General features: G+C 60.4%; 11 protein-coding genes. 9 read left to right on the forward strand and 2 right to left on the reverse strand.

From position 1 onward, the window contains the following. Positions 1-33 precede the first annotated feature (33 nt). The 6 genes from P406_RS07400 (at position 34) to P406_RS07425 (ending at position 12,148) form a co-directional block, all read left to right on the forward strand. Positions 34-1,338 carry an MdtA/MuxA family multidrug efflux RND transporter periplasmic adaptor subunit gene (locus tag P406_RS07400; protein WP_046235827.1) on the forward strand — a complete coding sequence of 435 codons (1,305 nt, stop codon included), beginning with the start codon at positions 34-36 and terminating at the stop codon, positions 1,336-1,338. Next, the gene (locus tag P406_RS07405; protein ID WP_046235828.1) at positions 1,335-4,445 is read left to right on the forward strand and encodes an MdtB/MuxB family multidrug efflux RND transporter permease subunit; all 3,111 of its coding nucleotides are present in this window, start codon (positions 1,335-1,337) and stop codon (positions 4,443-4,445) included. The genes P406_RS07400 and P406_RS07405 overlap by 4 nt, the downstream gene beginning before the upstream one ends. Further along, a complete protein-coding gene (locus P406_RS07410) occupies positions 4,442-7,549 on the forward strand; it encodes an efflux RND transporter permease subunit (protein WP_046235829.1) in 3,108 nt (1,035 codons plus the stop codon). Before P406_RS07405 ends, P406_RS07410 begins: the two co-directional genes overlap by 4 nt. Then, positions 7,546-9,009, forward strand: a complete 1,464-nt coding sequence (locus tag P406_RS07415) for an efflux transporter outer membrane subunit (protein WP_046235830.1) — start codon at positions 7,546-7,548, stop codon at positions 9,007-9,009. The genes P406_RS07410 and P406_RS07415 overlap by 4 nt, the downstream gene beginning before the upstream one ends. Positions 9,010-9,176: 167 nt before the next feature. After that, a complete protein-coding gene (locus P406_RS07420) occupies positions 9,177-11,288 on the forward strand; it encodes a putative bifunctional diguanylate cyclase/phosphodiesterase (protein WP_046235831.1) in 2,112 nt (703 codons plus the stop codon). 113 nt (positions 11,289-11,401) lie between these two features. Next, on the forward strand, positions 11,402-12,148 hold the full coding sequence (locus tag P406_RS07425; RefSeq protein ID WP_046235832.1) for an SDR family oxidoreductase: 747 nt from the start codon (positions 11,402-11,404) through the stop codon (positions 12,146-12,148). Between the two features lie 48 nt (positions 12,149-12,196). On the opposite strand, the gene P406_RS27290 is transcribed toward P406_RS07425, so the two are convergent. Beyond that, the gene (locus P406_RS27290) at positions 12,197-12,355 is read right to left on the reverse strand and encodes a hypothetical protein (protein WP_003345470.1); all 159 of its coding nucleotides are present in this window, start codon (positions 12,353-12,355) and stop codon (positions 12,197-12,199) included. 294 nt (positions 12,356-12,649) lie between these two features. Between P406_RS27290 and P406_RS07430 the strand changes: the two genes are divergently transcribed. Genes P406_RS07430 through glgB form a run of 3 tightly spaced genes read left to right on the forward strand, consistent with a single transcriptional unit; the run spans position 12,650 to position 20,236 of the window. Then, a complete protein-coding gene (locus P406_RS07430; protein WP_003410318.1) occupies positions 12,650-14,668 on the forward strand; it encodes an alpha-1,4-glucan--maltose-1-phosphate maltosyltransferase in 2,019 nt (672 codons plus the stop codon). 19 nt (positions 14,669-14,687) lie between these two features. After that, positions 14,688-18,014 carry a maltose alpha-D-glucosyltransferase gene (gene treS / locus P406_RS07435; RefSeq protein ID WP_046235833.1) on the forward strand — a complete coding sequence of 1,109 codons (3,327 nt, stop codon included), beginning with the start codon at positions 14,688-14,690 and terminating at the stop codon, positions 18,012-18,014. Continuing rightward, entirely contained in the window at positions 18,011-20,236 is a 2,226-nt protein-coding gene (gene glgB / locus P406_RS07440; protein ID WP_046235834.1) for a 1,4-alpha-glucan branching protein GlgB, read from the forward strand. Before treS ends, glgB begins: the two co-directional genes overlap by 4 nt. Positions 20,237-20,266: 30 nt before the next feature. On the opposite strand, the gene P406_RS07445 is transcribed toward glgB, so the two are convergent. Continuing rightward, the gene (locus P406_RS07445) at positions 20,267-22,987 is read right to left on the reverse strand and encodes an autotransporter family protein (protein WP_046235835.1); all 2,721 of its coding nucleotides are present in this window, start codon (positions 22,985-22,987) and stop codon (positions 20,267-20,269) included. Between the last annotated feature and the right edge of the window lie 20 nt (positions 22,988-23,007).

Raw genomic sequence — 23,007 nt, forward strand, 5'->3', positions numbered from 1 at the left:
TTGTTCAGCCTTCTGAACAAACCCCCACCTGTAATGGTTGATTTATTCATGCAATCGTCTGGCTCCCGTAAATCCCGTCGCTGGTTGATCAGTTTGCTGGTCCTGTTGGTCATTGTTGCCTTGTGCTGGTGGTTCTGGCCTGCGTCCACTTCCGGCAAGGGGACCGAGAGCAACAAGAAGCCCGCCACAAGCGGCATGGCACGGCCCGGCTTCGGCGGATCGGCTGTCGCGGTCCCGGTGCGTGTGGCCCCGGCTACCGAAGGTGATTTTCCGATCTACTACAAAGCGCTTGGCACCGTGACGGCGATGAACACCATCAATGTGCGCAGCCGCGTGGCGGGGGAGCTGGTCAAGATTTATTTCCAGGAAGGGCAGATGGTCAAGGCGGGTGATCTGCTGGCTGAAATCGATCCGCGCAGCTATCAAGTGGCGTTGCAACAGGCCGAAGGTACGCTGGCCACCAACCAGGCGCTGCTCAAGAACGCTCAGCTCGACGTGCAGCGTTATCGAGGCTTGTTTGCCGAGGACAGCATCGCTAAACAGACCCTCGACACTGCCGAGTCGCTGGTCAATCAATACAAGGGCACGATCAAGACCAATCAGGCTGCCGTGGCTGACGCAAAACTCAGCCTGGACTTTAGTCGCATCCGTGCCCCCATTGCCGGGCGTGTCGGCCTCAAACAGTTGGACGTGGGCAATCTGGTTGCCGCCAATGACACTACCGCGCTGGTGGTGATTACCCAGACCCAGCCTATTTCCGTGGCGTTCACGCTGCCTGAAAAGGACCTGTCGAAAGTCATTTCCCGCTACCGCACCGGCGACAAGCTGCCCGTTGAAGCCTGGGACCGTGGCGATACGAAGATGCAGGCCACCGGCGTACTGGTCAGCCTCGACAACCAGATCGACGTGGCCACCGGCACACTGAAGTTCAAGGCGCGTTTCGATAACAGCGACGAGGTCCTGTTTCCCAATCAGTTCGTCAATGTGCGGCTGCGCGCCGACACGCTGAAAAAAGTCACGCTCGTGCCGACCGCGGCCGTGCAGTTCGGTACCGACGGGACCTTTGTCTATGTGCTGGACGGTGACAAGAAGGTCAAGCTCAAGCTGCTGAAGACCGGCCCGAGCGACGAGACATCCACGGTGATTACCGAAGGTCTGGCGGCCGGTGAGCGGGTGGTGCTCGAAGGCACCGATCGCCTGCGCGACGGTGCCGAAGTCGAAGTCGTCAACGACAGCAAGGAAGTACCGGCTGGCCCGGCCCAGAAGCTGCAAGGTAAGCCTGACAGCAAGACCGACAAGTCGGCGGCGCTCGGCAAGGTGGAAAAACCAAACGTATGAACATGTCACGCCTGTTCATCCTGCGTCCGGTTGCCACCACACTGAGTATGTTGGCAATCGTCCTGGCGGGCCTGATCGCCTATACCTTGCTACCGGTTTCGGCGTTGCCCCAGGTCGACTATCCGACCATCCGGGTGATGACCCTGTACCCGGGTGCCAGCCCGCAGGTGATGACCAGTTCCGTGACTGCGCCTCTGGAACGTCAATTCGGACAGATGCCCGGCCTGACCCAGATGGCCTCGACCAGCTCGGGCGGTGCGTCAGTCATTACGTTGCGCTTCAGCCTTGAAATCAATATGGATGTGGCCGAGCAGCAGGTGCAGGCGGCGATCAACGCGGCCACCAACCTGCTGCCAACCGATCTGCCGGCGCCTCCGGTCTACAACAAGGTCAACCCGGCCGACACACCGGTTCTGACCCTGGCGATCACTTCGAAAACCATGTTGTTGCCCAAGCTCAATGATCTGGTCGATACGCGCATGGCGCAGAAGATCTCGCAGATCAGCGGCGTGGGCATGGTCAGCATTGCCGGCGGGCAGCGGCAGGCGGTACGGATCAAGGTCAACCCGGAGGCGCTGGCCGCCAACAGCCTCAACCTGTCCGATGTGCGTACCCTGATCAGCGCCTCCAACGTCAACCAGCCGAAGGGCAACTTTGACGGGCCGACCCGGGTGTCGATGCTGGATGCCAACGATCAGCTGAAGTCTCCGGAGGAGTACGCCAACCTGATTCTGGCTTATAAGGATGGCGCACCCTTGCGCCTGAAGGATGTGGCCGAAATCGTCAATGGTGCCGAAAACGAGCGGCTCGCGGCCTGGGCCAATCGTAGCCAGGCGGTGCTGTTGAACATTCAGCGTCAGCCGGGCGCCAACGTCATCGAGGTGGTCGACCGGATCAAGGCGTTGCTGCCGTCGATCACCGAAAACCTTCCGGCCGGCCTCGACGTCGTGGTCCTGACGGATCGCACGCAAACCATCCGCGCGTCGGTGACCGATGTTCAGCACGAATTGCTGATCGCGATCGTCCTGGTGGTGCTGGTCACGTTCCTGTTCCTGCGTCGTTTCAGCGCGACGATCATTCCCTCGATTGCCGTTCCGCTGTCGCTGGTGGGCACGTTCGGCGTGATGTACCTGGCCGGTTTTTCGGTCAACAACCTGACGCTGATGGCCATGACCATTGCGACCGGTTTCGTTGTCGATGACGCCATCGTCATGCTGGAAAACATCTCCCGGCACATCGAAGAGGGCGAGACGCCCTTGCAGGCCGCCCTCAAGGGCGCGAAGCAGATCGGTTTCACCCTCATTTCCCTGACACTGTCACTGATTGCGGTATTGATCCCGCTGTTGTTCATGGCCGACGTGGTAGGGCGGCTGTTCCGCGAGTTCGCGATAACCCTGGCGGTCGCGATATTGATATCGCTGGTGGTCTCGCTGACCCTGACGCCGATGATGTGCGCGCGCTTGCTCAAGCGCGAGCCCAGGGAAGAAGAGCAGAGCCGCTTTTACCGGGCCAGCGGTGCCTGGATCGACTGGCTGATCGACATCTACGCGGGCAGGTTGCGCTGGGTGCTCAAGCATCAGCCCCTGACCCTGCTGGTTGCGCTGGCCACCCTGGCACTGACGGTGCTGCTGTACATCGTCGTACCCAAAGGCTTCTTCCCGGTGCAGGACACCGGCGTGATCCAGGGCATTTCGGAAGCGCCACAGTCGGTCTCGTTCGCAGCGATGAGCCAGCGTCAGCAGGCACTTGCCGACATCATTCTCAAAGACCCGGCGGTGGTCAGTCTGTCGTCCTACATCGGTGTCGACGGTGACAACGCCACGCTCAACAGCGGACGTCTGCTGATCAACCTCAAGCCTCACGGAGCGCGCGACCTGACTGCGTCCGAGGTGATCCAGCGCCTGCAGCCCGAGGTCGACAAACTGTCGGATATCCGTCTGTTCATGCAGCCGGTGCAGGACCTGACCATCGAAGACCGGGTCAGTCGCACCCAGTATCAATTCAGCATGTCGTCGCCCGACGCCGAACTGCTGACGCTGTGGAGCGAAAAGCTGGTAGACGCGCTCGGCAAGCGGCCCGAACTGAGGGATGTGGCCAGCGACCTGCAGGACAAAGGTTTGCAGGTGTACCTGAACATCGATCGTGATGCGGCCAGCCGGGTCGGGGTCACGGTTGCGAACATCACCGACGCGCTGTACGACGCATTCGGTCAGCGCCAGATATCCACCATCTATACGCAGGCCAGCCAGTACCGCGTTGTGCTGCAGGCTGCGTCGGGCAGTGAACTCGGCCCGGCGGCGCTCGAGCAGATTCACGTCAAGACCACCGATGGCGCACAGGTGAAGCTATCCAGCCTGGCGCGTGTCGAGCAGCGCCAGGCTCAGTTGGCCATCGCGCACCTTGGGCAGTTCCCGGCGGTGATGATGTCGTTCAACCTGGCGCCCGATATTGCCTTGGGCAAGGCGGTGAAGGTGATCGAGGAGGTCGAGCAGGAGATCGGCATGCCGATTGGCGTGCAGACCCAGTTTCAGGGCGCGGCCGAAGCGTTTCAGGCTTCGTTGTCCAGCACGTTGCTGCTGATTCTGGCGGCGGTGGTCACCATGTACATCGTGCTGGGCGTGCTCTACGAGAGCTACATTCACCCGATCACCATCCTCTCGACCCTGCCGTCGGCAGCAGTGGGGGCCTTGTTGGCTCTGCTGATCAGCGGCAACGATCTGGGGATGATTGCGATCATCGGCATCATTCTGCTGATCGGCATCGTCAAGAAGAACGCGATCATGATGATCGACTTCGCGCTCGACGCGGAGCGCAACCGCGGTGTTGCGCCCGAGCAGGCGATCTACGACGCGGCGCTGTTGCGCTTCCGGCCGATTCTCATGACCACCCTGGCAGCGTTGTTCGGCGCCATCCCGCTGATGCTTGCCAGTGGCTCCGGCGCCGAATTGCGGCAACCACTGGGGCTGGTGATGGTCGGCGGGCTGTTGCTCAGTCAGGTACTGACACTGTTCACCACGCCGGTCATCTACCTGTATTTCGACCGCCTTGGCCGTCGCTGGAGTCGCAAGCCTGCCGAGCCGGACCGGCTGGAACGAGCTGACGCATGAACCTCTCAGCGCCGTTCATCCGCCGCCCCGTTGCGACCGTTCTGCTGAGCCTGGCGATCATGCTGCTCGGCGCGGTGAGCTTTCGCTTGTTGCCAGTGGCACCGTTGCCGAACATGGATTTCCCGGTGATTGTGGTTTCGGCCAGCCTCGCCGGTGCCAGCCCTGAGGTGATGGCGTCCACGGTGGCCACGCCGCTGGAGCGTTCGCTGGGCAGTATTGCCGGTGTCAACACCATGACCAGCAATTCAAGCCAGGGCACCACGCGGATCATTCTGCAGTTCGACCTTGATCGCGACATCAACGGCGCTGCCCGGGAAGTGCAGGCGGCCATCAATGCCTCACGCAACCTGCTGCCCAGCGGGATGCGCAGCATGCCGACCTACAAGAAGGTCAACCCGTCGCAGGCGCCGATCATGGTCTTGTCGATGACCTCGACAGTGCTGGAAAAGGGTCAGCTTTACGACCTGGCGTCCACCATCCTGTCGCAGAGCCTGTCGCAGGTTTCCGGGGTCGGCGAAGTGCAGATCGGCGGCAGCTCGCTGCCTGCTGTGCGTATCGAACTGGAGCCGCAGATGCTCTCCCAGTACGATGTATCGCTCGATGACGTGCGTACGGCGATCACCAGCACCAACGTAAGACGGCCGAAGGGCTTTGTCGAAGACGACCAGCATAACTGGCAGGTGCAGGCCAACGACCAGCTGGAGACCGCCGAGGATTATGCGCCGCTGATCATTCGCTACAAGGACGGAGCGACCTTGCGCCTGAAGGACGTGGCGAAGGTCAGTGACGCCGTGGAAGACCGTTACAACAGCGGCTTCTACAACAATGACCGTGCCGTGCTGCTGGTCGTCAACCGCCAGGCGGGGGCCAACATCATTGAAACCGTGGCGCAGATCAAGGCGCAGTTGCCAGCGTTGCGAGCGGTGTTGCCGGCCAGTGTCAGCCTCAATATCGCGATGGACCGTTCGCCGGTTATCAAGGCGACGCTGCACGAAGCCGAAATGACCCTGCTGATTGCCGTCGTGCTGGTGGTGATGGTGGTGTTCCTGTTTCTCGGCAGTTTTCGCGCCTCGCTGATCCCCACCCTGGCGGTTCCGGTATCGCTGGTCGGCACGTTTGCGATCATGCACCTGTTCGGCTTCTCCCTGAACAACCTGTCACTGATGGCGTTGATCCTCGCCACCGGTCTGGTGGTGGACGACGCCATCGTCGTGCTGGAAAACATATCCCGGCATATTCACAACGGCCTCGACCCCATGAAAGCGGCTTTTCTGGGCGCCAAGGAGGTGGGGTTCACCTTGCTGTCGATGAACGTCTCGCTGGTCGCGGTGTTCATTTCCATCCTGTTCATGGGCGGTCTGGTCGAAAGTCTGTTTCGCGAGTTTTCCATCACCTTGTCGGTGGCGATCATCGTCTCGCTGATCGTCTCCCTGACCCTGACGCCGATGTTGTGTGCGCGCTGGTTGAAGCCGCGCGAAGCTCATGGGGAAAACGCCTTTCAGCGCTGGAGCGAGCGGGTCAACGATCGAATGGTGGCAGGCTACGACCGCTCGCTGGGCTGGGTGATGCGGCATCGACGGCTGACGCTGCTCAGTCTGCTGGTCACCGTGGTGGTCAATATCGCGCTGTATGTGGTGGTGCCCAAGACCTTTCTGCCGCAACAGGACACCGGGCAACTGATGGGTTTCGTACGCGGTGACGACGGCCTTTCGTTTTCGGTCATGCAGCCGAAAATGGAGACCTTCCGCCTGTCGATTCTCGCTGACCCTGCGGTGGAAAGCGTTGCCGGTTTTATCGGTGGCAGCGGTGGCACCAATAACGCCTTCATGATCGTGCGCCTCAAGCCGATTTCCGAGCGCAAGCTGTCGGCCGAGAAAGTGGTCGAGCGCCTGCGCAAGAACATGCCGCATGTGCCGGGCGGCAGGCTATTCCTGGCCCCGGATCAGGACCTGCAACTGGGCGGCGGTCGCGAGCAGACCAGTTCACAGTATCAATACATCGTGCAGAGCGCTGACCTGGGCAGCCTGCGTCTGTGGTACCCGAAAATCGTCGCAGCGCTCAAGTCGGTACCCGAGCTGACCGCCATCGACGCACGGGAAGGGCGCGGGGCGCAGCAGGTGACCCTGGTGGTCAACCGTGACACGGCCAAGCGGCTGGGTATCGATATGAACATGGTCACGGCGGTGCTCAACAACGCTTACAGCCAGCGCCAGGTATCGACCATCTATGACAGCCTCAACCAGTACAAGGTGGTGATGGAGGTCAATCCAAAATACGCCCAGGACCCGGTGACGCTGGAGCAGGTTCAGGTCATTACCGCAGACGGGCAGCGTGTACCGCTGTCGAGCATCGCCCATTACGAGCGCAGCCTGGCCAATGACCGGGTATCGCATGACGGTCAGTTCGCGGCCGAAAACATTTCCTTCGATCTGGCCGAAGGCGCCAGCCTCGACAAGGCCACTGTGGCGATAGAGCGGGCGATTGCCGCCATCGGTCTGCCGTCCGACATCATTTCCAAGATGGCCGGGACCGCCAACGCCTTCGCCTCCACGCAAAAGAGTCAGCCGTGGATGATCCTCGGTGCGTTGCTGGCGGTGTACCTGGTGCTGGGGATCCTCTATGAAAGCTACATTCATCCGCTGACGATCCTCTCGACGCTTCCGTCCGCAGGGGTTGGCGCATTGCTGACGATCTATGTACTGGGCAGCGAATTCAGTCTGATCTCCCTGTTGGGGCTGTTCCTGCTGATTGGCGTGGTCAAGAAAAACGCGATCATGATGATCGACCTTGCCCTGCATCTGGAGCGCGAACAGGGAATGACGCCGCAAGAGTCGATCCGCAGCGCCTGCCTGCAGCGCCTGCGGCCCATTCTGATGACTACGATGGCCGCCATCCTGGGCGCCTTGCCATTGCTGTTGAGCACCGCCGAAGGTGCCGAAATGCGCAAGCCGCTGGGCTTGACCATCATCGGCGGCCTGATCTTCAGCCAGGTCCTGACCCTCTATACCACCCCGGTGGTTTACCTTTATCTCGACCGTCTGCGCCATCGTTACAACAAATGGCGTGGCGTGCGTACCGATGCTGCTCTGGAAACTCCGCTATGACCGAACGCCTGGCATTCACCTCCCGCCCGACAGGGTTGATTCGTCCATTTGCGCTGGGGCTTTGCGTCGTGCTGCTCAGCGCCTGCGCTGTCGGGCCGGATTACCAGAAGCCGTCGATGGCTGCACCCGCGCAGTTCAAGGCTGCGCAGGGCTGGCGTGCGGCCACACCCAGTGACGGGATGGCCAAAGGTGCATGGTGGGAGGTCTACAAGGACCCGCAACTGAACGCTCTGGTCGAGCGCCTCAACACCTCCAACCAGACCGTCGCCCAGTACGATGCGCAGTATCGGCAGGCACAAACACTGGTGCGCAGCTCCAGGGCTGCCTTCCTGCCGACCCTCGACCTGACGACTGGCAAAACCCGCTCGGGGCAGGGCACTGGCACCTCGAACACCGGCACCAGTGCCTCGGGGATTCGCAACAGTTACAACGCGCAACTGGGCGTCAGTTGGGAGGCCGACGTCTGGGGCAAGCTGCGTCGCGGGCTGGAGGCCGACACCGCCAATGCGCAGGCGAGTCTTGCCGATCTGGCGGCGATGCGTCTTAGCCTGCAATCGGAGCTGGTACAGAATTACCTGCAATTGCGCGTGATCGATGAACAGAAACGCCTGCTGGAATCCACGGTGGATGCCTACCAGCGCTCCCTGACCCTGACGCAGAATCAGTACCGCGCCGGTATTTCCGGAAGTGATTCTGTTGCGCAGGCACAGACGCAGTTGAAAAGTACCCAGGCCGACCTGATCGACCTGGCCTGGCAGCGTGCGCAATACGAGAATGCCATCGCCGTACTGATGGGCATGGCGCCGGCAGACTTCAATCTGCCCGCCACCACTTCGATTCCGCAGTTGCCGCAGATCCCGCCAGGCTTGCCTTCGCAGTTGCTCGAACGCCGACCTGACATCGCCGCAGCCGAACGCTCGGTGATGGGTGCCAATGCCAATATCGGCGTGGCCAAGGCCGCTTATTATCCGGACTTCACGCTGAGCATGAGCGGCGGTTACAGCAGCAGTACCTTTGCCAACTGGATCAGCCTGCCCAATCGCTTCTGGTCAGTGGGCCCGCAGCTGGCGCTGACCCTGTTCGACGGCGGCAGGCGCTCGGCCGAGGTCGATCGTACCGAAGCTGTGTATGACCAGACTGTCGCCCAGTACCGGCAGACCGTGCTGAACGGTTTTCAGGAGGTCGAGAACTATCTGGTTCAGCTCAAGGTATACGAGCAGGAAGCTGCAGTGCGCCAGGAAGCGCTGGTCTCGGCTCGTGATTCGTTGCGCCTGACCAACAATCAATACAAGGCCGGGTTGATCGGTTACCTGGACGTCGTCAATGTTCAGGCCACCGCATTGAGCAACGAGCGCAGTGTGCTCAGTGTGCTGCAAAGCAGGTTGATTGCCAGCGTTCAACTGATCGCCGCACTGGGCGGGGGCTGGGATGCCGAGACAGGTTTGACGCTCCGGGAATGAGTATTTCGTGTTTAAAACGCAGTTTTCGGTAAACTGTTCGCATTAAACGAAAAAATAATAGCTATTCGCCATCTTTTCGACCAGTTGCCGCGACATTTGGCAGCTAATGCGTACAATCAGCCGCACAAGATCGGCATGGACGCGCTCATTGGTTTCCAGGTGCGTTTATGTTGATTGGCAGCTACATCCCCTCACTCGTCGTCATATCAATCCTCGTCGCTATTCTTGCCGCGTACACGGCCCTCGATCTGGTGGGCCGCATCGTTTCGGCCAGGGGCCGTGCTGTCCACCTATGGACTGCGGGAGGCGCTATCGCAATGGGCGTCGGCACCTGGTCGACGCATTTCATCGGTATGCTGGCGTTCGTATTGCCCATCGACCTGGGCTACGACGTGCCACTGGTGCTGCTGTCGCTGTTGATCGCCATCGGCTTTTCAGGGTTCGCCCTGTGGCTCGCCACCCAGCCACGATTGCCCGCGCTGCAACTGAGCCTGGGTGCGGTGTTGCTGGGGCTCGGCATCAGCGCCATGCACTACACCGGCATGGCGGCAATGCGCATGCAGCCGGGCATTCAATACACGCCGTGGCTGTTCGTGCTTTCTGTGGTCATTGCTATCGCTGCGTCTGCGGCAGCATTGCGCATAGCCTTCCATCTTCGCCAGCAGCGCCCCAGGGTCTACCTGCTACGCGCCTCGGCGGCGCTATTGCTGGGGCTGGCTGTCATCGGCATGCATTACACCGGCATGGCCGCTGCGAATTTTGCCGATGGCAGCTTTTGCGGTGCACTTTCACAGGGGCTGAGCAGTAACGGGCTGGACCGAATCGTGCTGGTCGCCAGCCTGTCGATTCTGGGGATTGCGCTGTTCAGCTGTATTCTCGACTCCCATCTGGAAACACGTACCGCCGTGCTGGCCGACTCCCTGACGCAAGCCAATCTGGAACTGACCCACCTGGCCCTGCATGACAACCTGACCGGTTTGCCAAACCGGGCGTTGTTGACGGAACGCATCGATCGGGCAATGAAGAGGGCCACAGAGACGGGCGGCTGCTTTGCGCTGATGTTCATGGACCTCGATGGCTTCAAGCCGGTCAATGACGCGTTCGGCCACCACACCGGCGACCTGCTGTTACGGCAGGTCGCCTTGCGTCTGCGCAACAGCCTGCACCGGCGCGACACGCTGGCCAGGGTTGGCGGCGATGAGTTCGTCCTGCTGGTGGAGCTGCAAAACCCCGAGGATGCATTGGCCGTTGCCAGACGGCAGGTCAATGAAGTCGGCAACCCGTTTAACATTGGCGAACATCAGTTGCAGATTTCACTGAGCATCGGCATCTGCATGTACCCGGGCAATGGCAGCACCCAGCATGAGCTTCTGATCAATGCCGACGCGGCCATGTACCACACCAAAGCTGCCGGTAAGAATGGCTACAGCTTTTTCGATGCGTCTATGAACAGTAACGCCCGCAATCAACTGCAGATGTCGCAGGATTTGCACAAGGCGATCAAGCACCGGCAGTTCTGTATCTATTACCAACCCAAGTTCGACGCCATGACCGGGCTGCCCGTGGGCGCAGAGGCGTTGTTGCGCTGGAATCATCCGGAACAGGGTGTCCTCGGTCCTGACCTGTTCATTTCCATGGCGGAGAAAACCGGCCTGATCATTCAGATCGGCGAGTGGGTGCTGGATGAAGCCTGTCGGCAAATGCGTGAGTGGTACGCGCAGGGTTACTCGCACTGGCGCATTGCAGTCAACCTGTCAGCCTTGCAGTTCTGTCATTCCGGGCTGGTCACGGCAGTGGCGGACACACTGGCCCGGCATCAGTTGCCGGCCAACTGCCTGACCCTGGAAATCACCGAAACCACGGCGATGCATGATGCGGATGCCAGCCTGGCGGTGTTGCGAAGGCTTTCGGAAATGGGCGTGGACCTGTCGATTGATGATTTTGGCACCGGTTACTCCAGCCTGATGTACCTGAAGCGACTGCCCGCCAATGAAATCAAGATTGATCGGGGCTTCGTCCGCGACCTGGAACATGACACCGACGACGCCGCCATCGTCTCGGCCATCGTCGCAGTAGGGCAGGCGTTGAATCTGCGGATAGTCGCCGAAGGCGTCGAAACCGCTGTTCAGCAGCGCTTCCTGACTCATTTGGGATGTCACTCGCTGCAAGGCTTCCTGCTGGGTTATCCGTTACCGGCCCAGCAGTTTCTCGAAGAAATCCATGCAGCCGAGGCGAAAGCTGTGGTGGATGCGTCCGATACCGGGCAAGCCGCTTTCTGAAGCGCGCAGATGGCGCTGGACGGTAAAGGCTGTCACGATCCGAACCGGCTGGTTAACCTGTGAGGGTTGGCTGGATCCTGATGTCGGCCTTTGAAAAAAACACGAGACACTCCATGGAAAAAGTCCTCATTATCACCGGTGGTTCGCGTGGGATCGGCGCTGCTACAGCGCGTCTGGCTGCCTCACAGGGTTATCGGATCTGCATCAACTACCTGTCGGATCATGCTGCTGCCGAAAAGACCGCAGGCCAGGTGAGGGCGATGGGCGCCAAGGCGATCACCGTGCAGGCCGACGTCAGCAACGAAGACGAGATCATGCGGCTGTTTGCCAGGGTCGACTCCGAACTCGGTCGTGTCACCCACCTGGTCAATAATGCGGGCACCCTGGCGCAGGCTTCCAGAGTCGAGGACATGTCGGAATTTCGCCTGTTGAAGATGATGATGAACAACGTCGTCGGCCCGATGCTGTGCAGCAAACACGCCTTGTTGCGCATGTTGCCGGCGCACGGGGGGCACGGTGGCAGCATCGTCAACGTATCGTCGCTCGCGGCACGCCTGGGTTCGGCAGGCGAGTACATCGACTATGCGGCATCGAAAGGTGCGCTGGACACTTTCACCATCGGCCTGTCCAAGGAAGTCGCGGCTGAAAACGTTCGCGTCAACGCGGTACGTCCAGGTTTCATCTTCACCGACTTTCACGCCTTGAGCGGCGATCCGTTTCGCGTCAGCAAGCTTGAGGGTGCATTGCCCATGCGCCGTGGCGGTACGGCCGAGGAGGTGGCCGAAGCCATTCTCTGGTTGCTGTCGGACAATGCGTCTTACGCCACCGGAACGTTCATCGATGTGGCGGGAGGGCGCTGAAGGCGTCCATGGTCTGGCAGACGCCTTCAGATCCCGCTTACTGAGTCGTCACACCGTGACCGGTGGCGCATTGGCGGGCGGGTCGCCGACTGGCGTTTCATTGGGCGGCGGCGTGGATGGCGGCGGGTCCTGTGCGGGCACTGGCTCGGGCAGGGCGGGGTCATCGATGTTTGGATCGGGTACTTCTACCGGGTTGGGTAAGGTCATGGTTGCTGCCTCCTTGTAGACCCTGTTTACGACCGCCCGGCGTGGCCGATGATTCAATTGATTTGCTTCCTACCACAGTCGCCCCGTTGATCCGCTCAATGGCTGCTCCATCTCTGCGCACGACCGCCAAACATCCTCAAAACCTTTGAACTTTACCCTCGTTGACCGCTCGGAACCTAGGCAGCGGAAATAGATGAGTCGCCAGCACAGTGCGATCGTACGCTGCCATACCGTCAATTTTTCCATTGCATGGAATGCACAGGAGCGTCCCTGGGGCGTGAGGAGTGATGCTCGATGAATGAACAGCCATACGGTCCGGATTCCCTGGCCACCGATGTCCCGCAAGCAACCCTTCCGCTATCACTGACCCAGGCGCTGCAATTACCCCGCATCGTGATTGAAGACACGTTGCCGGTGATTGACGGTGGCTTGTTCGCGGCCAAGGCGATCATCGGGCAACCGGTTACCGTGACCAGCAAGGTCTATGCCGATGGGCACGACAAGATGGCGGTCAATATCCGCTGGCGTGCTGCCGATGAAGAACACTGGCACAGCGCGCCAATGCGCGAGCTGGGCAATGACAGCTGGGTGGGTGAATTCACCCCTACCTCGGTCAGCCGCCATGTGTTTCGCCTGGAAGCCTGGATCGATCAGTTCGGCAGCTATCGTTATGAGCTGGAGAAGAAGTTCGGCGCTGGCGTTCCTGTCGATCTGGAACTTGAAGAGGGCCGCATTCATCTGGTCCACGCCGCCGAGCGCAGCCAGAACGAGCAGCGCCAGCAGATCGAAAGTCTGCTGGGCCAGCTTGAACAGGGCGATAAAGACGAGAAAGTCGCGCTGCTGTTGCACAGCGAAACCGCCAGCCTGATGAAGCTGGCCGACAATCAGGCGTTCCTTAGCCGCAGCGTCGAGTTCCCGCTGGATGTCGAACGTGAGCTGGCACAGTTTGCCAGTTGGTACGAGCTGTTTCCCCGTTCGATGACCGACGATCCGGCGCGCCACGGTACGTTCAACGATGTGCATTCGCGTCTGCCGACCATTCGCGACATGGGCTTCGATGTGCTGTATTTTCCGCCGATTCATCCTATTGGCCGTGCCCACCGCAAGGGCCCGAACAACTCCCTGACCGCAGGCCCTGATGATCCGGGCAGCCCGTACGCGATCGGCAGCGAGGATGGGGGCCATGAAGCCATTCACCCACAGCTGGGCAGTCGTGAAGATTTCCGTAACCTTGTGAAAGCTGCAGCCGACCATGGTCTGGAAATCGCCCTGGACTTCGCCATCCAGTGTTCCCAGGATCACCCGTGGCTCAAGCAGCATCCGGGCTGGTTCTCGTGGCGTCCGGACGGCACGATCCGTTATGCGGAAAACCCGCCGAAAAAGTATCAGGACATCGTCAACGTCGACTTCTACGCGCCAGACGCCATCCCCGGCCTGTGGACGGAGTTGCGCGACATCGTTCTGGGCTGGGTCAACGAAGGCGTGAAAATCTTCCGCGTCGACAACCCGCATACCAAACCGCTGCCGTTCTGGCAGTGGATGATCGGCGAAGTGCGCAGTCAGCACCCTGAGGTGATGTTCCTGGCCGAAGCCTTTACCAAGCCGGCAATGATGGCGCGGCTGGGCAAGGTCGGTTACAGCCAGAGTTACACCTATTTCACCTGGCGCAACACCAAGGCGGAACTGTCCGAGTATTTCACCCAGCTCAATGAAGTCCCTTGGCGTGATTGCTATCGCCCGAATTTCTTCGTCAACACGCCCGATATCAACCCGCGTTTCCTGCATGAGTCCGGTCGCCCCGGGTTTCTGATCCGAGCGGCATTGGCAACTATGGGCTCCGGGCTGTGGGGTATGTATTCGGGGTTCGAGTTGTGCGAAGCGGCACCGATTCCCGGCAAGGAAGAGTATCTGGACTCGGAGAAGTACGAGGTTCGGGTTCGCGATTACGCGGCACCGGGCAACATCATTGCCGAGATCGCTCAGCTCAACCGCATTCGTCGGCAGAACCCGGCGCTGCAAACGCATCTGGGTCTGAAACTGTATAACGCGTGGAATGACAACATTCTGTACTTCGGCAAGCGCTCGGCGGACGGCAGCAACTTCATTCTGGTTGCAGTCAACCTCGACCCGTACAACGCACAGGAAGCGGATTTCGAGTTGCCGCTGTGGGAAATGGGCCTGCCGGATGACGCCGCTACGTCGGGTGAAGACCTGATGACCGGGCACCGCTGGACCTGGTACGGCAAGTATCAGCACACGCGTCTCGATCCAGCTCAACCGTTTGGAATCTGGCGTATCCAGGCCGCGCAATAACACTCCCGAGGAGTCAATAATGGCCAAGAAGCCCGGTGACGCGACATTTATCAAAGACCCGCTCTGGTACAAGGATGCGGTGATTTATCAGGTTCACGTGAAATCGTTCTTTGATTCCAACAACGACGGAATCGGCGATTTCGCGGGCCTGATCGAAAAGCTCGACTACATTGCCGCGCTGGGCGTCAACACCATCTGGTTGTTGCCGTTTTATCCGTCGCCGCGCCGGGACGATGGCTACGATATTTCCGAATACCGCGATGTGCACAGCGACTACGGCACCATGGCCGATGCCAAGCGTTTCATCGCACAGGCACACAAGCGCGGCCTGCGAGTGATCAGCGAGCTGGTCATCAACCACACGTCCGACCAGCATCCGTGGTTCCAGAAAGCCCGCAATGCCAAGCCCGGTTCCAAGGCGCGGGATTTCTATGTGTGGTCGGACACTGATCAGAAGTACGACGGTACGCGGATCATCTTTCTCGATACCGAGACGTCCAACTGGACCTGGGACCCGGTTGCCGGCCAGTATTTCTGGCACCGTTTCTACTCCCACCAGCCGGACCTGAATTTCGACAATCCGCACGTGCTGGATGCGGTACTGGAAGTCATGCGCTTCTGGCTGGATCTGGGCATCGACGGTCTGCGTCTGGATGCCATCCCGTACCTCATCGAACGCGACGGTACCAACAACGAGAACCTGCCGGAAACCCATCAGGTGCTCAAGCGCATTCGGGCCGAGATCGACGCGAACTACCCGGACAGGATGCTGCTTGCCGAGGCCAATCAATGGCCGGAAGACACCCAGCTGTACTTTGGTGACAGCAAAGGCCCGGATGGCGATGAATGCCATATGGCTTTCCACTTTCCATTGATGCCACGCATGTACATGGCGCTGGCCCAGGAAGATCGTTTTCCCATCACCGATATTTTGCGGCAGACGCCGGAAATTCCGGAAAACTGCCAGTGGGCGATTTTCCTGCGTAACCACGATGAACTGACCCTGGAAATGGTCACCGATCGTGAGCGCGATTATTTGTGGAATTACTACGCGGCCGACCGCCGTGCACGGATCAACCTGGGCATCCGTCGGCGCCTGGCACCCCTGGTGGATCGCGACCGTCGCCGGGTCGAGTTGCTGAACAGCATGCTGTTGTCGATGCCCGGCACACCGACGCTGTACTACGGCGACGAGATCGGCATGGGCGATAACATCTACCTGGGCGACCGGGACGGTGTGCGCACGCCCATGCAGTGGTCCATCGACCGCAACGGCGGCTTTTCGCGCGCCGACCCGGCGAGCCTGGTGTTGCCACCGATCATGGACCCGATGTACGGCTTCCAGTCGGTCAACGTCGAAATCCAGGAACGTGACCCGCATTCGCTGCTCAACTGGAACCGGCGCATGCTCGCCGTGCGCAAACAGCAGAAAGCATTCGGACGTGGCACGCTGAAAATGCTCTCGCCGTCGAACCGCCGCATTCTGGCTTATACCCGCGAGTACACAGCACCTGACGGACACAGTGAAGTGGTGTTGTGTGTCGCCAACGTTTCCAGCGCCGCCCAGGCTGCAGAGCTTGAGCTGTCTGCCTATGCAGGCACGGTGCCGGTGGAAATGCTCGGTGGCAGCGCTTTCCCGCCCATCGGCCAGTTAAGCTATCTGCTGACGCTGCCGCCGTACGGTTTTTACTGGTTTTTACTGGCTTCGGAGAATCAAATGCCCAGTTGGCACGTTGAACCCGCGCAGAGCATGCCGGACTTCCCGACTCTGGTGCTCAAGAAGCGTCTGGAAGAGTTGCTCGAAGAGCCACTGCGCAGCACCATGGAAAACACCTCGCTGGCGGTCTACCTGCCTAAACGGCGCTGGTTCGCGGGCAAGGACAAGGCAATCGAGAAGGTCAGCATTGCCTACGCCGTGCGCTTCGGCGATGAAGCGCATCCGGTATTGCTCAGCGAGATAGAAGTCACCGCAGGCGGGCAGACCGATCGCTATCAATTGCCGTTCGGCTTGCTGGCTGAAGACGACATCAGCAGTGCATTGCCGCAGCAGCTGGCGCTCGCCCGAGTACGTCGCAACCGCGATGTCGGGTTGATCACGGATGCATTCACCCTGGAAACCTTCATTCGTGCCGTGATTCAGGGCATGCAGTCGGATACCGTCATACCGTGTGCCGACGGCGAGTTGCGTTTCGAGCAAAGTTCGCAGCTGGCACCCCTCGGCCTGAACGCTGAGTCGGAAGTGCGCTACCTGTCTGCCGAGCAATCGAACAGTTCGGTAGTGGTGGGCAGCAGCCTGGTGCTCAAGCTGATTCGCAAAGTCAGCGCCGGGACGCACCCCGAGCTGGAAATGGGCGCGTTCTTGACCCAGGCCGGCTTCAAAAACATTTCACCGCTGCTGGGCTCTCTGGTACGCGTCGGCAAGGACGGTCAGCCTAATCTGCTGATGATCGCCCAAGGGTATCTGAGCAATCAGGGCGATGCGTGGGAATGGACCCAGAACAATCTCGAGCGTGCGGTACGTGACGAGTTGGCACACGGTGTTTCCGGCCAGGAACAGCATTACAACGCGTTGCTCGAACTCGCGGACTTCTCGCGCAGCCTTGGCCAGCGTCTGGGTGAGATGCATCAGATCCTCGCGTCGCCCACCGACAATGCGGATTTTGCCGTAGAAGTCACCAGCAGCCAGGACAGCAAGGCCTCCGGGGCCAGCGTCAACGCTCAGCTCGAGCGCGCCTTGCAATTGCTGGAACAGCGCATCGGCGAGCTGGAGCAGGACGATCAGCAACTGGTCAAAGATTTGCTCGCGCAGCGCAAGCAGATCCGTCAGCGCGTCGAAGGTTTGGCCAAGCGCTCGGCCGGTGGCCTGCGCATTCGTGTGCATGGCGATCTGCATCTGGGGCAAGTATTGGTGGTCAAAGGCGATGCCTACCTGATCGATTTCGAGGGCGAGCCGGCCCGCGCACTTGAAGAGCGCCGTGCCAAGCACAGCCCGTTCAAGGATGTCAGCGGTGTCCTGCGCTCCTTTGATTACGCGGCGGCCATGGCTGTACGCAGTGCGCAGAGCGTCGACACGTCTCCCGAGGCTGCCGGGGCGCGCAAACGTGTTGCCGATACCTACCTGGCGCAGGCGCGAGAAACCTTCATCGAAGGTTATCGCTCGGCGACCACCGGCATTGCGCATGCCTGGAAAGATGCGAAAGGGGAGGACGCTGCACTCGAGCTGTTCACCCTTGAAAAAGCTGCTTATGAAGTGATCTACGAAGCCGAGAACCGCCCAGCCTGGCTGGCCGTTCCCTTGCAAGGCTTGCGTGGACTGCTGCAACCGTCTGATGGAGAGTCAATATGAATGCGCCTGACAAAGCCGGCACGCGCCACCGCGCGATTCCCGCTGCTGTGGACCTCGACGCGCTGATCCGTGCTGAACACCGTGACCCGTTTTCTATTCTCGGCCCGCATGGCGATGGTGGCAGCGGGCAGTTCGTCCGCGCCTATCTGCCCGCAGCCTTGAGTGTCCGCCTGCTGGCCAGGGATGACGGTCGCGAACTGGGCGAGATGGAAATGAGCGACGTGCCGGGGTTTTTCGTCGGCCACCTCGAGCACCCACAGCCTTACCTGCTGAAAATCAACTGGGCCGGCGGTGAACAGATCACCGAGGACCCCTACAGCTTTGGCCCGCTGCTGGGCGAGATGGACCTCTACCTGTTTGCCGAGGGTAATCATCGCGACTTGAGCAGCTGTCTGGGCGCGCAAGTCACCAGCGTCGATGGCGTGGACGGTGTGCGTTTTGCGGTCTGGGCGCCCAATGCGCGTCGTGTCTCTGTGGTTGGCAGCTTCAACAGCTGGGATGGGCGTCGCCATCCGATGCGCATGCGCCACCCGACCGGGGTATGGGAGATTTTCGTCCCGCGCCTGCAGCCCGGCGAGGTCTACAAGTACGAGATCCTCGGTGCTCACGGGATTCTGCCGCTGAAAAGCGACCCGATGGCCCTGGCCACCACACTACCGCCCGATACTGCGTCGAAGATCTCTGCGCCGTTGCAGTTCCAGTGGAGTGACCAGGAGTGGATGCAATCCAGGGCAGGCCGTCACGAAGTCAGTGCACCGTTGTCGATCTACGAGCTGCACGCAGGCTCCTGGCAAATGGAGCAGGTCGACGACAATCAATGGCGGCAGTACAACTGGCGTGAACTGGCTGACCGCCTGATTCCTTACGTCAAGGAGCTTGGCTTCACGCACATCGAGCTGATGCCGATCATGGAGCACCCGTTCGGTGGTTCGTGGGGCTATCAGTTGCTGGCCCAGTTCGCGCCAACTGCCCGTTACGGTTCGCCGGAAGATTTCGCCTTCTTCATCGACTCCTGCCACCTGAACGAAATCGGCGTCATTCTTGACTGGGTTCCGGCGCATTTTCCGACCGATACCCACGGTCTGGCGCAGTTCGACGGTACTTGCTTGTATGAGTACGCCGACCCCAAGGAAGGCTTCCATCAGGACTGGAACACCCTGATCTACAACCTGGGACGCACCGAGGTTCATGGCTTCATGCTGGCCTCGGCACTGCACTGGCTCAAGCATTACCATATCGACGGTCTGCGCGTGGACGCGGTGGCGTCGATGCTGTATCGCGACTATTCGCGTAATGCGGGCGAATGGGTACCGAATCGCTTCGGCGGCCGCGAAAACCTCGAGGCCATCGACTTCCTGCGTCATTTGAACGACGTGGTTGCACTGGAAGCCCCCGGGACCATGGTGATTGCCGAAGAGTCGACTGCCTGGCCGGGTGTCAGCGAGCCGACCCAGCAGGGTGGGCTTGGCTTTAATTACAAGTGGAACATGGGCTGGATGCATGATTCGCTGCATTACATGGAAGAGGACCCGATCAACCGTGGGCATCACCATGGAATGCTGACCTTCAGTCTGGTGTATGCGTGGTCCGAGCGTTTTGTACTGCCTATTTCCCACGACGAAGTGGTACACGGCAAACATTCGCTGATCGACAAGATGCCGGGTGATCGCTGGCAGAAATTTGCCAACCTGCGCGCCTATCTGTCCTTCATGTGGACGCACCCCGGCAAGAAGCTGCTGTTCATGGGCTGCGAATTCGGCCAATGGCGCGAGTGGAATCACGACAGGGAGCTGGACTGGTACTTGATGCAATATGCCGAGCACGTGGGCGTAAAGAACCTGGTCGGCGATCTGAACCGCCTCTATCGAGAGGAAAAGGCGCTGCACGAGCGCGATGCAGACCCTGCCGGCTTTCAGTGGCTGGTCGGCGATGACAGCGCCAACAGCGTGTTTGCGTACCTGCGCTGGAGTTACGACGGCGAGCCGCTGCTGGTGGTCGCCAACATGACCCCGGTGCCGCGCCTGGACTACCGTCTCGGCGCGCCGATGCGAGGTGCCTGGACGGAGCTGCTGAACAGTGACGCAGAAACCTACGCAGGCTCCAACTTTGGCAACGGTGGCGAGGTCATGACCGAAGCCGAGCCGGCGCATGGAATGGAGGATTCGCTGGTGCTGAATCTGCCACCACTCGCGGTGCTGATTCTCAAGCCGAAGAAAGACTGACCAAGGCGCGTCCCCGCGCTGACGGTCGCATCACCACACCAGCCTGAACCCCAGGCTGGTGTTCACCCCCTCCGCTCCATGCTCGTCCAGATCACCCAGGTAATCAGCGCTCCAGTGCAGGCTGGCGTTGCTGCTCAATGTCGCTACCATCCCTGCGCCGATACTGCCCGTCGTTGACCGATGCGCGGTTCTTATCTGCTCTGCGTGATCGAAGGTCAGCGTGTCATGGCCGTCTTTGGTGTGCCAGAGGTTGGCGCGCAGATAAGGCTCTATCGGTACGCTGCTCACTTGATAGTGTCCCTTGAAGCGCACGCCGATGCGCCCTGTGGTGTAAGCCTGACTGTCGAACCCGAGATGGGCAATGCCGTCATCCTGATCCTGCAGGTCTACGCGTTGGTAGATGATCTGTAACTGGGGCTCTGCAACCCAGCGCTGTGACAGCGGCAGCGGATAACCTGTCTCGACAGACAGGCTCATGACGTGGCCTTCAGTGTCGATACCGATGCCCCTGACAGAGCGGCTGCGGCCATCCAGGCGTGTGCCCATCGCCACTGCGTCGACGTATCCGCCATTCGGTGTGGTCAGCGTCCAGTAGGCGCCCAGGCTCTCGCCCTGCAGTTTCAGATGCCCTGTCTGGTAGTCGCTGAAACCTTCTGCAAAACCCTTCACCTTGCCGTCCAGACGGTTATGCGCGACGAACAGGCCGATGCGCTGAGTCTGCCCGCTGTCCTGTTGCCAAACATACAGGTCGTGGCCTATCTGATAACCCTTGAATGAAGCGTCCAGGCCAGGACTCACGTCGCCCGACCAGCGTTGCCTGAAGTCACTGCCGAACACGCGTGCCCAACCTGCCGACGTCGTGCCGTTTTGCGTCAGCAAGGCTTGATCACCCTGACGCTCATGAAAGGTACCCAGTGAGCTCAGGGCAAGGATCGCAGCGGTGGGCGCCACCACGGAGTAGTTGGCGACCTCGGGTCGGTACAACGCGATGGGCGCGGCTCCGCGAACGGGTTCAGGCAGTGGCGGGGTTCCGATGGCGGGCACTGGCAGTGTGACTGCTGGCGTGACAGGGGGAGGGCTGTTCGGCTCAGGCTCAGGGTTTGGGGGAGGGGCAGGTACAGGTTGTGGTGTGGGTGCAGGTTCGGGCTCAGGCTGAGGTGTAGGTGTAGGTGTAGGTGTAGGTGTAGGTGTAGGTGTAGGTATAGGCTCGGGAACAGGAACAGGTGTTGGCAGTGGAGTTGGCTGCGCAGGTTCCGGGGTGGGCTCGACAGGGGCAGGCGCTGGCGTTGGCGGGGCGATCACCGCAGAGCGTAGAAACCAGCTGTTCTCAGAGCCGGCAGTCGCGCCGCCCTTGAACAGGTAATACTGATAAGCACCTGCAGACAGCGGGTTTTGCAACGAAAAGGCACTGCTTTCGCTGGTTGCACCATTGATGGCTTGTACCACTTCGATGCCATTGCCGCGGGTCAGTGCGCCCAGCCCACCCGAGTTGCTGACGATCATGCGTGTAGAACCACTGATACGACCCTGTGCCACCACCAGTCGGTCGCTGGCGGATGCATCATCGCCCAGTGCCGAGAGCAACAGCAGCCGCCCGTTCTGGCCGGTGTAATTGCCGGTGACGGTCAATGTGCCAGTGAGCGAACGGCCAGCATCGCTGACGTCCAGTATTCCGGCATTCTCCAGTGAGGCAAGGGATCCGGCGCTGAAGGGTGCAACGCTGCCCGAGGTCGAGAGCAGCGTACTGGTGGAATCGATATTCAGAACGCCGGTATTACTCACGTTGTCACCAAGCACCAGCGTGCCGGCCAGATTCAGCTGCGAGCCATTGCTCACGTTGACCGTTTCCCAGTTGGCATAGCGACCCGGCTGTGACGATACGGTGTTGTCGAAGGTCAACACGTCGTTGCCCGGGCCGCCGTCGAGCAGCGGGTTGGCGCTCAGGTAATATTCGCTCAGGTTGTACAGGCGTGCCGTATCGTTGCCGTCGGCCATCAACACGTTGCTGCGTGCGTAACCGCCGTTCAGCCAGTTGAAAGTGTCATTGCCAACGCTGGTGCGAACTTCGCCGCGAATCTCGCCGCCACTGAGGGTGACCTGATCGTCGCCGCCACTGACGCTGACATTGCCGCCAACAATGCCGCCCGACAAGGTGATCGTGTCCCGGCCAAAGCCGGTGACCAGGTTGTTGATGATGGTGCCACCGGACATCTCGAATACATTGTTGTCCAGCTTCATGTCCACGCGACCGATGCTGCCACCGGTCATCACCGCGATGTCGCCATCCTCGAACGCGCGGGTGATGGTGCCGCCTGTCATCAGAAAGGTATCCCGACCATCACCCTGGGCCAGAGCGCCCAGCGTGCCGCCGCTCATGACAAAATCGTCGGGATCATCGCCCTGGTTCAGATCGCCGCTGACCTCACCTGTGGAGAGTGTGAAGCGGTCGATCCCCGCCCCTTGGGTGACGTTGCCCAGAATGCGCCCCGACTGCATGTCCACGCTGTCCCTTCCCGGACCGAACAGGATATTGCCGGACACAGTGCCCGTTCCGCCCAGCGGAAAGATCAGCACGTGGTCGCCGCTGAGCGCGCTAAACGGCCCGCTGCTGCCGCTGTCACAGACCTGAACGCCTGCCGATGCCAGGGAGGAAAGGCTGCAGGCGCCTTCGGCCCAGGAAGGGATGATTGCCAGTATCACCACCGGCAGCACGTTGCAGGGGTGGTACAGATGAACACAACGGATCTTCATGACAGCACTCCCGTCCAGGC

It is taken from the genome of Pseudomonas syringae pv. coryli str. NCPPB 4273, from assembly GCF_000972175.1.
Taxonomy (GTDB): Bacteria; Pseudomonadota; Gammaproteobacteria; order Pseudomonadales; family Pseudomonadaceae; genus Aquipseudomonas; species Aquipseudomonas syringae.